The sequence below is a fragment of the Lacrimispora sp. 210928-DFI.3.58 genome (assembly GCF_020554865.1).
GTDB lineage: Bacteria > Bacillota > Clostridia > Lachnospirales > Lachnospiraceae > Enterocloster.
In genome coordinates, this window is record NZ_JAJCIC010000031.1 from 1 (window position 1) to 13,024 (window position 13,024).

At 47.4% G+C, this 13,024-nt stretch carries 7 protein-coding genes and 2 pseudogenes; all 9 read left to right on the forward strand.

Annotated elements, in window-relative coordinates; translation table 11 throughout:
* Nucleotides 1–62: 62 nt before the first annotated feature.
* A pseudogene (gene gmd, locus LIZ87_RS16745) lies at nt 63–1,034 on the forward strand (GDP-mannose 4,6-dehydratase); the annotation flags it as partial.
* Between the two features lie 6 nt (nt 1,035–1,040).
* Nucleotides 1,041–1,982: a GDP-L-fucose synthase family protein gene (locus tag LIZ87_RS16750; protein ID WP_330664658.1), complete on the forward strand. Its 942-nt coding sequence runs from the start codon at nt 1,041–1,043 to the stop codon at nt 1,980–1,982.
* A gap of 29 nt (nt 1,983–2,011) precedes the next feature.
* Nucleotides 2,012–3,349 (forward strand): sugar phosphate nucleotidyltransferase, encoded by a 1,338-nt coding sequence (locus tag LIZ87_RS16755; RefSeq protein WP_227148536.1) that lies wholly within the window; start codon nt 2,012–2,014, stop codon nt 3,347–3,349.
* 8 nt (nt 3,350–3,357) lie between these two features.
* The gene (locus LIZ87_RS16760) at nt 3,358–5,055 is read left to right on the forward strand and encodes a phospho-sugar mutase (protein WP_330664659.1); all 1,698 of its coding nucleotides are present in this window, start codon (nt 3,358–3,360) and stop codon (nt 5,053–5,055) included.
* An 11-nt stretch (nt 5,056–5,066) separates the two neighbouring features.
* A pseudogene (locus tag LIZ87_RS16765) lies at nt 5,067–5,291 on the forward strand (UDP-glucose 6-dehydrogenase); the annotation flags it as partial.
* 87 nt (nt 5,292–5,378) lie between these two features.
* Nucleotides 5,379–6,185, forward strand: a complete 807-nt coding sequence (locus tag LIZ87_RS16770; RefSeq protein ID WP_227148537.1) for a hypothetical protein — start codon at nt 5,379–5,381, stop codon at nt 6,183–6,185.
* Nucleotides 6,186–6,255: 70 nt separating this feature from the next.
* A complete protein-coding gene (locus tag LIZ87_RS16775) occupies nt 6,256–8,271 on the forward strand; it encodes a glutamine--fructose-6-phosphate aminotransferase (RefSeq protein WP_227148538.1) in 2,016 nt (671 codons plus the stop codon).
* 98 nt (nt 8,272–8,369) lie between these two features.
* The gene (locus LIZ87_RS16780) at nt 8,370–10,622 is read left to right on the forward strand and encodes a hypothetical protein (RefSeq protein WP_442912230.1); all 2,253 of its coding nucleotides are present in this window, start codon (nt 8,370–8,372) and stop codon (nt 10,620–10,622) included.
* Between the two features lie 115 nt (nt 10,623–10,737).
* The gene (locus LIZ87_RS16785) at nt 10,738–12,894 is read left to right on the forward strand and encodes a tetratricopeptide repeat protein (RefSeq protein ID WP_227148540.1); all 2,157 of its coding nucleotides are present in this window, start codon (nt 10,738–10,740) and stop codon (nt 12,892–12,894) included.
* The last annotated feature ends 130 nt before the right edge of the window (nt 12,895–13,024 follow it).

Here is a 13,024-nt window from a genome sequence, read left to right on the forward strand (position 1 = left end):
ATAGACCATGTCTATTTTTATGAAATTGAATTTGCGAAACTAATTATACGTTATCGGATTTCAGAGAGCGAATTGCGCATCTGGAGGGAAATCCGAATTTCCATCTTCACTATGGCGATCTGGGAGATTCTATGAGCCTGATCGCGGTGATCGGAAAGGTGCGTCCTGATGAGATCTACAATCTGGCGGCTCAAAGCCACGTACAGGTTTCCTTTGATGAGCCGGAATTTACGGCAGATGTAGATGCAACAGGTGTGCTTCGCATTCTGGAGGCAGTGAGACACTGCGGCTTGGCAGAGACATGCCGGATTTACCAGGCCTCTACTTCTGAACTTTATGGAAAGGTGGAGGAAGTTCCACAGAATGAAAATACTCCCTTCCATCCATACAGCCCTTATGCAGTAGCAAAGCAGTATGGCTTCTGGATTACGAAAGAATACCGGGAAGCTTATAATATGTTCTGCTGTTCCGGTATCCTGTTTAACCATGAGTCAGAGCGCAGAGGTGAAACCTTTGTGACAAGAAAGATTACGTTGGCAGCTGCCAGAATCAAGCAGGGAAAACAAGACAAACTGTATCTTGGCAATCTGTCCAGCCTGCGGGATTGGGGATATGCAAAGGATTATGTGGAGTGCATGTGGCTGATCCTTCAGAATGATAAGCCGGAGGATTTTGTAATTGCAACAGGCGTGCAGCATTCTGTGCGCGAATTTTGCCAGCTGGCGTTCCATTATGCGGGAATCGAGCTGGAATTTTCCGGAGAGGGTATGGATGAGAAGGGCATCGATAAAGCAACAGGTAAGGTGCTGGTAGAGGTTTCTCCTGATTTTTATCGTCCGACCGATGTAGTAAACCTGTGGGGGGATCCAACAAAAGCAAAGAAGCAATTGGGCTGGAATCCCACAAAGACCAGCTTTGAAGAGCTGGTAAGGATCATGGTGAAGCATGATATGGAAAAGGTGGCTGTTGAGAGGGCGGAGGAGCATATCCGCTGCAATCTGGAAGAGTATTTGGAGAAAGGCGTGGTGAAGTAGGTCATGATGGAGAAGAATGCAAAAATCTATGTAGCCGGACACCGCGGAATGGTGGGTTCCGCCATCGTGAGGGAATTAAAGCGACAGGGCTATGAAAATATTATTACCCGTACCCATGCAGAATTGGATCTGTGCCGTCAGGAAGCGGTAGAAGCGTTTTTTGAACAGGAAAAGCCGGAGTATGTATTTCTTGCTGCCGCAAAGGTGGGGGGAATCGTGGCAAATTCAGAGGCATTGGCGGACTTCATGTATGATAACATGATATTGGAGATGAATGTCATTCACAGCGCATGGAAAAACGGGTGCAAAAAGCTAGAGTTTTTAGGCTCCTCCTGCATATATCCGCGCATGGCTCCCCAGCCTATGCCGGAAAGCTGCCTGCTTACAAGCGAATTGGAGAAAACCAATGAGGCCTACGCGCTGGCAAAGATATCAGGCCTGAAATACTGCGAGTTCTTAAACCGGCAGTACGGAACAGACTATATTTCTGTCATGCCTACAAATCTGTACGGACCAAATGACAATTACCATCCGGAGCACAGCCATGTGCTTCCGGCACTGATACGCCGTTTTCATGAAGCAAAGGTGAATGGCGTGAAAGAAGTGACCTGTTGGGGAGACGGCAGCCCCCTGCGTGAGTTCTTGTATGTGGATGATCTGGCGGATCTATGTGTGTTCTTAATGAATCATTACAGTGGAAATGAAACAGTAAATGCCGGTACGGGTAAGGAACTAAGCATTAAGGAGCTGACAGAGCTTGTAGCAAAAGTGATCGGCTACAAAGGAACGATTCTGTGGGATACCTCTAAGCCAAACGGTACGCCAAGAAAGCTGCTTGATGTGTCGAAAGCAGCTAAGATGGGATGGACCTATAAAACGGAATTAGAAGATGGAATTCGTTTATCCTATGAGGATTTTTTGAGCAATCCTATGCGGGCAGAGAGATAAGTAACGTGCGGCAAGAATGAGGTGAACAGATGAATATTGTATTATTGTCCGGAGGCTCAGGAAAACGGCTGTGGCCTCTGTCAAATGATATTCGGAGCAAGCAATTTATCAAGCTTTTTAAAAGAGATGACGGAAGCTATGAATCTATGCTTCAGCGCGTATATGGACAGATACTCAAAGTAGATAAGGATGCGGTTGTAACGATCGCAACCTCCAAGACGCAGATTTCCGCCATTCACAATCAGGTGGGAGAGGGGATCGGGATTTCAGTGGAGCCCTGCCGGAGAGATACCTTTCCGGCCATTGCCCTGGCGTCCGCTTATCTGCACGATGTCCGGAAGGTAGGGCTTGAGGAAGCCGTGGTGGTATGCCCAGTTGATCCCTATGTGGAGGATGATTATTTTGAAATGATCAAATGCCTGGGAGAACAGGCAGAGAAGGGGGAAGCGAATCTCGTTCTTATGGGAATCGAACCTACGTATCCCAGCGAAAAATATGGATATATCATTCCGGAAAGTAAGGAGTACATCAGTACTGTTTCAAGGTTTAAGGAAAAGCCGAGTCTTGAGAGGGCAAAGGAATATATTCGTCAGGGCGCGCTGTGGAATGGCGGCGTCTTTGCATATAAATTGAAATATGTACTGGACCGTGCCCATGAGCTGATCCAATTTACGGATTATTATGATCTGTTTGCAAGGTATGAGTCCCTAGAAAAAATCAGCTTCGATTATGCAGTAGTTGAAAAGGAAGATCATATACAGGTAATGCGCTTTGCCGGTCAGTGGAAGGATCTTGGAACCTGGAATACACTGACAGAAGCCATGGAAGAAACTATTGTGGGAAAAGCCGTTATGAATGAGGCATGTGAGAATGTGCATGTGATTAATGAGCTGGATGTTCCTGTACTTGCAATGGGGCTTCAGGACGTGGTGATATCCGCAAGCCCGGAGGGGATTCTGGTTTCTGATAAGGAGCAGTCAAGCTATATTAAGTCATTTGTGGACAGCTTTGAGCAGCAGATCATGTTTGCAGAGAAATCCTGGGGTAGTTTTCGTGTGCTGGATGTGGAGAAGGAAAGTCTGACGATTAAGATCACATTGAATCCGGGACATTCTATGAATTACCATAGCCATAGAAATCGTGACGAGGCATGGATCGTGATTTCCGGCAGCGGAAAAGCGGTTATAGATGGTGTAAAGCAGGAAGTAAGGCATGGAGCTGTTATTACCATGAAAGCAGGCTGTAAGCATACAGTGACTGCAGAGACAGAGCTGAAGATAATAGAGGTTCAGCTGGGAAAAGAGATAACGGTACATGACAAGGAGAAGCACCTTCTGGAAAAAGATGAAAACAATATGCAAGGGTAAGAGGAGAGATGGACAAGAACATTTTAAAGGAATATCGGCTTTGGATGGAGAAGGTTCCAGGTATGGGCATCTTGGACGAAGATGTTATCAATGAATTGAAAAACATGGATGAGAAGCAAATGGAAGATGCTTTTTATCGGGAACTGACATTCGGTACAGGGGGACTTCGGGGAATCATTGGAGCGGGTACGAACCGTATGAACATTTATACGGTTGCAAAAGCATCACAGGGGCTTGCAAATTACATCATAAAGCATTTTTCGGAGGAAGAAAGGCGTGTTGCCGTCAGCTATGATTCGCGTATAAAATCAGATATATTTGCACGGATAGCATCGGAAGTGTTTGCAGCTAATGGAATTAAGATACATATTTATTCTGAACTTATGCCAACGCCATGTCTTTCCTTTGCCGTGAGAAAATTAAAATGCTCTGCGGGTATTATGATAACCGCCTCTCACAATCCCAGCAAATATAATGGGTATAAGGTATATGGGCCAGATGGCTGCCAGATCACAACAGAAGCTGCGAAAGAGATTTTTGGGGAAATCGAAAGGATAGATCTGTTCAATGGCATAAAATCAGTGGATTTTCATAGGGGAATGCTGGCTGGCGATATTCAATATATATCGGAGGAGGTATATACGGATTTTGTAGAACATGTAAAGAAGGAATCTGTATTAAAGGAAGAAATTAATAAGGATGTCTCTATTATATATTCTCCATTGAATGGTACTGGCTTAAAACCGGTACTGCGTACATTGAAGGAAGCTGGTTATACCAATATAACAGTGGTAAAAGAGCAGGAACAGCCGGATGGACACTTCCCCACCTGCCCTTATCCGAACCCGGAAGTCAAAGAAGCGATGTCATTGGGGATAGAGTATGCAAAAAGGTATCAAGCGGATCTTGTACTTGCCACGGATCCGGACTGTGACCGCGTTGGGATTGCGGTGAGAAATGACGGTGGCAGCTATGTTCTGCTTTCAGCCAATGAGACAGGCTTGCTGCTATTGGATTATATATGTTCGCAGAGACAAAAGAACGGCACAATGCCGGAAGATCCGATAATGATGAAAACGATCGTTACGACTGACATGGCTGAGCGTATTGCCGGGCATTATGGCGTGAAGACAATCAACGTGCTTACGGGATTTAAGTTCATAGGAGAGCAGATCGGCAGGCTGGAATCGATAGGGAAAAAAGATTCCTATATTTTTGGCTTTGAGGAGAGCTATGGCTACCTGAGCGGCAGCTATGTAAGGGATAAGGACGGAGTGAACGGAGCCTTTTTGATCTGTGAGATGTTTGCCTATTATAAGAGCAATAGAATGAGCCTGTTAGAAAAATTGGATAAACTGTATAACGAATATGGTTATTATATGAATACGCTTCATTCCTATGAGTTTGAGGGCTCAGCCGGATTTTTAAAGATGCAGGAGATTATGAAAAGCCTCCGCAAAAGAACAGAAGAGATCGCAGGCAGGAAGGTAATGTCATGTCTGGATTATCTAAAAGGACTAGATGGCCTTCCAAAGTCAGATGTGCTGAAATATTTGTTGGAAGGGAATTGTTCCGTGGTGGTACGCCCTTCTGGTACAGAGCCAAAGCTCAAAATATATATTTCTGTCAGTGCAAAAAACCGGGCAGAAGCAGAATGCATAGAAGAGAGTATGATAAAGTATATAGAAGACTTTTTGAACAATTAAGATTAGGTTAGTCATCCATTCAAGGCGTTATGAAGCGCATTAAGGCAAAGGGGGCAGCTGTGATCATCTATGAACCAACCTTAGAGGATGGTACAACATTTTTCGGTAGCAAGGTAGTTAATGATTTAAATAAGTTTAAAGAAATGAGCAATTCCATTATTGCAAACAGGTACGATAGCTGCCTGGATAACGTGGCTGAGAAAGTTTATACAAGAGATATCTTTAGAAGGGATTAGCTTCTCTCTATATGATGAGAGACAATAGAGGAATGACGTATGAACTGTAATAAAAGGATAAGTTCAAAGAAGCGGAATGGTCAGCATGTGAAGAAACCCAGACAAGCAACAAATACATTAAGCAATCCTCATCAAGAAAATTCAGACGAAGGTTTTGAATCCTTATCATTTCCAGAAAAGGAATATGAGATGCTGAGAACTGAGATTCTGCAATATATGGAGGAATACCAGTCTGTGCGTAATATGATGTATATTGCAACTGCAGCGATTCTTGGCATGAACAGTGCAATGTTTCAAAACTATTATTTGTTTTTGCTTCCGCTCATTGTTATTCTTCCATCATATATAGTTTTCTATAATTATTGGAAAGCCGTTTCATGTGCATCGGCATACATACAGGTGTTTTTGGAGGATGAATATATTCAGGCAACATATCACTGGGAGTTACGCCACAGATATTTTAGCAGACTGCATGAAGAAGATAAAATCCAGGCAGAAGATAAACTGAGAGGATTGGATATGCATATTCAACAGCTCCCTTATCTGGTCTGCGGCTGTCTGTGTATGGCATTATATTGGATTAATATGCTGTGGAAATATGCCAGTCCTTACTTTCAGGCAACGGTAGGAGGAACTTGGTCTGCTATTTGGACAGTTTTTAAGGTTCATTTCCTTATATTCCCAGATGGGTATTCCCTGATAACTACATGGCGTATAATTTTGGATGTTTTTCTGGGTATATCCCTTAGTATATTGTTTGGCTGTATTTTCAAAATATATTGGAATGTGCATGAGGTTGAAATGACCAGGATATGGGAGCATGTGAAGAACATGGAGGTGCGGCAGGAAGAAACGTTGCGGCGGGAACTAGGGCTGCATCCAAAGAGAAATTAAGAAGTAATTTGTCATATGGGTATTATAATAACTAAGATTTCTAAACGGATATTAGAGGAGAGAACATCAAATGTGCGGAATCGTAGGATACATCGGAACGGAGCAGGCAGCTCCCATATTATTAAAGGGCTTATCCAAGCTGGAATACAGAGGCTATGACTCAGCGGGCATCGCCATCCGTGAAGGAGAGGGCGAGCCGCAGCTTGTCAAAGCAAAAGGCCGCTTGAAAATTTTAATTGAGAAAACCGACAACGGCGCAGCCGTCTGCGGGACCTGCGGCATCGGCCACACCCGCTGGGCCACACATGGGGAGCCATCAGAGCAGAACGCCCATCCCCACTGTACGGAGGACAGATCCGTTGTGCTGGTGCATAACGGTATCATTGAGAACTACCAGGAGCTGAAGGAAAAGCTGTTAAGATCAGGCTATACCTTCTATTCCCAGACAGATACCGAGGTCGCTGTAAAGCTGATCGACTATTATTATAAAAAAACGGGAACACCCCTGGAGGCCATTTCCAGGGCCATGCTGCGTATCCGCGGCTCCTATGCCTTTGGAGTGATGTTCCGTGAATATCCCGGCACCATCTTTGCCGCCCGCAAGGACAGCCCATTGATCGTAGGAAGAAATGAGACTGGCTGCCTGATTGCCTCTGACGTTCCGGCTATTCTGGACAGCACCAGGAATGTGTACTATATTGGCAACCTGGAAATCGCGGAGCTGACCCGCGATGAGATCCATTTCTACAACATTGACCGGGAAGAGATCGAGAAGGAAATGGTGGAGATCAAGTGGGATGCGGAGGCTGCCGAGAAGGGCGGCTTTGAGCATTTCATGCTGAAGGAGATCCATGAGCAGCCAAAGGCGGTGCAGGATACCATCAATGCCTATGTGAAGGATGGGGAAATCTGCTTCGCGGGGACAGGATGCGTCATGACCGGGAGGCCGGAAGCCAGCAGTATAGGAGCGGGCAGCATACAGGCCGCAGGAACAGAAGCTGGAGGCCCGGAGACGGCAAGCGCAAAGGGCAGTGGCGCAAAAGAAGAAGGCATGCAAGCTGATGCTGTACAGGCCGGGAAAGAAAACGCTGCGGGCGCGGAAGACGGCCTTACCGATGAACGCCTGGCTGCCATTAAGCGCATCTACATCGTGGCCTGCGGCTCCGCCTACCATGTGGGAGTGGCAGGGAAATATGTGATTGAGGAGCTGTCAGGGATCCCTGTGGAGGTGGACCTGGCATCTGAATTCCGTTACCGTAATCCAAGGTTGGAGAAGGATTCCATCGTCATCATCATTTCCCAGTCCGGGGAGACAGCTGACAGCCTGGCTGCCCTGCGGTTGGCAAAGGAGCGCGGCATCCCGGTGCTGGGGATCGTCAATGTGGTCGGCTCCAGCATTGCGCGTGAGAGCGACTACATTCTTTACACCTATGCCGGGCCGGAGATTTCCGTGGCCACCACAAAGGCCTACAGCACCCAGCTTGCAGCCGTATACTTACTGGCCATCCAGTGCGCATGGGTGAGAAATGAGATCAGCCGGGAGCGCTATAAAGAGCTTCTGACAGAGCTTAACACCCTGCCGGGGAAGATCCAGAGGATCCTGGATGACAAGGAGCGTATCCAGTGGTTTGCCAGCAAATATGCCAATGCCCGTGATATTTTCTTCATAGGAAGGGGAATCGACTATGCGATCAGCCTTGAAGGAAGCCTGAAGATGAAGGAGATCAGCTACATCCACTCCGAGGCTTATGCGGCAGGAGAATTAAAGCATGGGACCATCAGCCTGATCGAGGACGGAACCCTGGTTGTAGGGGTGCTGACCCAGAAGGCATTATTTGAAAAGACCATCAGCAACATGGTAGAGGTAAAGAGCCGGGGGGCCTACCTGATGGGCCTTACCAGCTATGGAAACTACAATATCGAAGATACAGCCGATTTTTCTGTTTATGTTCCAAGGACAGAGGAATATTTCGCCACCAGCCTTGCCATTATCTCATTGCAGCTCATGGGCTACTATGTGAGCGTGGCAAAGGGCCTGGACGTGGACAAGCCCAGGAACCTGGCAAAGTCGGTGACGGTGGAATAAAAGGTTTTAAGGGCTGGGGGGAGAGGCGCGGCAAACGTCTGGCAGCTGATCAGAAAATACTGGAACAGAGGAGAACAATTATGAGAAAAAAAGGAAAAATGAGCAGGGGGGGCGCAGTCAGATTCTTAACCTGCAGCGCCGGGGGCCTGGCATTATCTCTTGCGCTTTTTGCCATACCGGCCTTTGCCGAGGATGGCTGGCAGCAGGACGACAGCCAGAACTGGTATTATATGGAAAATGAGAAGAAGCTGACCAACCAGTGGCTCGCCTGGCCGGACGGCACCATGCGCTATGTGGGCGGAAATGGCCTTATTGTCACAGATAACTGGGTGAGCTTTGAGGGAAGCCGCTACCGTGTGAAGGCAGATGGCTCCCGCTATGAAAATGAATGGTTCAGTATCACCAATGACCCCACGTTGCCCTCCTCCAAGGCCTCTACCCTGTGGTATTACGCCGGATCAGACGGAAAGATCCTGGTAAACGGCTGGTATGAGATCGGAGGAAAGCAGTATTATTTCTATGCTGGAGGAAATTCCCCCAGAAAGACCAATTTTGTCCTGGAGGAGAAGCGCTACTATGTGGACGAGAACGGTGCGCGCCTGGGTCCAGGCTGGTTTTCTGTTGATAACATTGACAGCAAGGGGAACCCATACACCAACTGGTACTATGCCCAGGAGGACGGCTCCCTTTTAACCAATGGCTGGCATGTGCTGGACGGCGTGACCTACTATTTTGACGCCTCCGGCAATTCCTACCGGAAGCGCTGGTTCAACCTGGAGGACGCCAGATACTACGTAGACGAGACGGGAGCCCTTAAGACAGGCTGGTTTTCCATTACCGGGACCAACTCCAACGGCCAGGAGTACACCAACTGGTATCACGCAGATTCCAACGGCTCCGTCTGGCGCGGCGGCTGGGGAGAGCTGGATGGAAAATGGTATTATTTTGACGCAAACGGCCTCTCCTATCGGAAACGCTGGTTTGTGGACGGAAAGAAGCGCTACTACCTGGATGAGGACGGCGTCCTGAAGAACAGCGGCTGGTTTTCCATTGACAGCACAAATGCCAATACAGGGGAGGTGACCCATGCCTGGTATTATGCCCAGGCAGACGGGGATGTACTGAAGGACGGCTACCATGAGATCGAGGGAAAGAACTATTATTTTGATGCAAACGGATATTCCTACCGGAAACGCTGGATGACGGATAACAGCGGAAACCGCCGCTATCTGGGAGAGGACGGGGCCCTGTATGAAAATGAATGGTTTTCTGTCAGCGGCCTGGACTCCCGGAATGCGGAATATACCTACTGGTATTATGCAGGCAAGGACGGGAAGATCCTGATGGACGGCTGGAAGAAGGTGGGGGACAATTATTACCGCTTTAACACCAGCGGGGTGATGCAGACTGGCTGGATCAGCGATGACGATGACAGCGCCGTGTACTACTGCGGTGATGACGGGGCCCGTGTCTATGGCTGGCAGTACCTCCTGATCCCCGACAGCTGGAGGGATGACGAGCATGTCCAGGAATATTTAAATAATCATGGGGAGTACGCCTGGTTTTATTTTAACAGCACCTCCGGCCGGAAGCGTTTCTCTGACAGCGGCTATAAGGAGGTCGTTATTGACGGAAAGCAGTTTTGTGTGGATGACGATGGCATTATCCAGATCGGCTGGGTAAAGGTCAGCAGCAAAACCCCGGCCATGAAAGGCTATAAATATTTCTACAATCCCGCTTCAGAGGAGGACACGGCCTGGCAGCTGGGCGAGCGCGTGGAGAGCAGCTGGCTCCAGATTATGGGCCCGGATGATGAGAATGTTTCCGGCGATGCCGAGTGGTACTATTTTGAAAGCAACGGGGAACCCGTGTGCGCGAACACGGACCAGTTCCTGATCAAGAAGATCCAGCAGGAGAAGTACGCCTTTGATATGTACGGAAACTGCAAGGCAGGCCTGATCGAGATCAGCGGAAGCCTGTACTACTTTGGGGAGGAGAACGGAAACCGGAAATGCGTCACTGGAAAATGCCTGGTGGAGGACGGGATTGATTCCGGAAAATCCGAATACTATTTTGATACCTCCGGCAAAGGAGTCACAGGCATCAAGGACGGCTACGCCTACTACAAGGGAAAGCTCCAGAAGGCGGACAAGGCCTCCAAATACGAAGTGTTTGACATCCCAGGCGAAGGAAAGCGCCTGTTGAATGCCAGCGGAAAGGTGATGAAAAATACAAAGGTAACAGACGGGAATGACAACAAGTGGGAGGTAGGAAGCGGAGGCAGCATAAAGGTCTACGGCACCGATGAGGTGTCCGAACTGGTGGAGCCGGAGCCGACTGTGACTTATTAGGCAAGCGCCGGCCAGAGCTGCTTTTATCCTGCGAATGCCGCATTTTTCCTCTTTGCCCCTACCGCAGCGACTGCGTTTATGTTATACTAAATGATACCAGGGGAGGGGGATGAAAATGAAGGATGTGATTCATGAACTGATAGGTAAGAACACACTGTTTGATGTCTTGTCTTCTGTCTTTGGTTTTATTTCAGCCGTTGGATGGTTCATAGAGTGCTATGAGGACGATAAGAAGCTTCAGCTTCTGAAAAAAGCGGCCATATTATCCGCGCTGGTGATCATAGCTGGTTATGTTTTGGAGCTATCCACGTCCATTGGGATCATTTCCCTGCTGGTCTGGCTCTGGATCATAGAACGTCGTATAAAGCGCGGAAGGAAAATAGAAGAAAATGTAGAAAAGGAAATCCAAAAGGGCTTGAAAGAGGGAGTGCCGGGCCCCCAGGCAGATGAAAGCGATATTAGCCAGATTCTGGGGGAAACCTCTAATACCTTTGTCAATGCGGGAAAATGCCTTGCAGAGAACAGGCCCATGGAGGCAGTGAAATATCTGAATAACTGCAGCGCAAGGCAGATCGGGCAGGTGCGGTATTTTACTTATTATGCAGACGCATTTATGATGCTGGGAAAGTATGAATGGGCGCTGGCAAAATTGAATGCAGTGCCTGCCGGTAAGCTGAAGAAGAAAAAGAGCCTGAAAGCGGTTATGAGAAGAAAAGCTTCCTGCTACAGGAACCTGAACCGCTATGCGGACGAACTGGAATGCTATGACGTCCTTTTAAAGAATAATTACCATCCGGAAAAGTATTATTATCAGCGGGGAAGGGTGAAGGTCCGTATTTTGGAGGTGTCTCCATACATCGCCTCAGCCAATGATGCGCTGCATCACGCCTATGGCACAGAGGAGAGCTTCATCAAGTCTATTTTTGAAGATTTGGATCGTGCACTGCAGTATGGGAATGAATTCGGAGCGGAAATCCTATCTTATAAGGGAGCATGCTATTTTTATCAAAAAAAGTATAAAGCGGCTTTGGAAGCATTTGATCAGTCACAGCAGCAGAAGAGTCTGGCGAACAATCTTGTGTATCTGGGCATTTATCACTATCAGGAAAAGGCGTTTGGGCAGGCAAAGCAGTATTTTACAGAATGCCTGGATGCTGAGGCGGATAATGACAGAGCATTATTTTATATGGCGCAGATATGCTATCAGGAGAAAAATTATGACGGGGCAATGCTCTATGCGTCAAAAGCCGTATCCGTTTTTCCATATAGGGACGAATGCTATTGGCTGCAGGGAATGTGTTACATAGAGAGGTTTGCTTATGGCGATGCTATAATATATTTTTCCAGGGCAATTGAAATAAAGGAGAAAGCAGATTACTACAATCAAAGAGCAATTTGCTATGCGAACAAAAAGGAGCCGGAGTACGGGCAGGCTTATAAGGATGCAGTCAGATGCCAGGAATTGGAGGACACGAAATACCACCGTTTCAGAGTGGTATTTTATAAAGTGAAGGCCGATCAAAATAAGAAGTTTACGGAAGAAGAAATCGGCAGCATGGCTGCACCATATGCAGACGATCCTCGATATTTTAAATTCCTGGGCCTCATGTATGCTGAAAACGGGTATCCGGAAAAAGGAGTAGGTTATTATGAAAAGGCCATAAAATTTGATAGTCAGGACGCAAGAAGCCGATACAATCTTGCAATTGCCCTGCGGAGCCTGGGAGATCCTCAAAGGGCCGCTAAACTGGCAGAAGAGGCCATTTCCTTTGGAGTTGAAGACATTAGGTATTTTGAGTTATTGTTGAAGTGCTATAGGGATTTAAATGACACTGCCAAAGAGATCGAGACACAGCTCCGGTTATCTGAACGCCGGAGCTTCTACGCAAAGCTGAATAAGAAGAACGGCGATGAGGTTTATGCCATAGGAAAGTATGAAGCAGCGCGGAGTTATTATAAAACAGCCCTTGGTTATGCGGAGAACAGCAGCCCGATCCTCAACAATATGGGCTGTGCGTGCTGCTGCCTGTATCAATATGATGAGGCCCAAAGCTATCTGGAAAAAGCCATAACGTCAGACAGCAGCTATTATCTGGCTTATTTTAACCTCGGAAACTGCTGCCTTTGCATGGGAGACACAGCAGAAGAGCTCCGCAGGGCAAAAGAGTATTTCAGAAAAGCGCAAACGCTTAATCCGCAATTCAGGCAATCATCGCAAATGCTGGAATCCATGGATCGAAAGAACATTCGGATGGCCATAGACGAAACGTAAAATCCGATTACAGGCCAATACGGCAGCCCTCCAAACGGCTGCACCGGCTGAACGATTACCTGAACTGCCGCAGCTCAATGCAAAAAAGGCGTCTCCCCTCTTGACTTTTTCAAAATAAGCCGCTAGAATG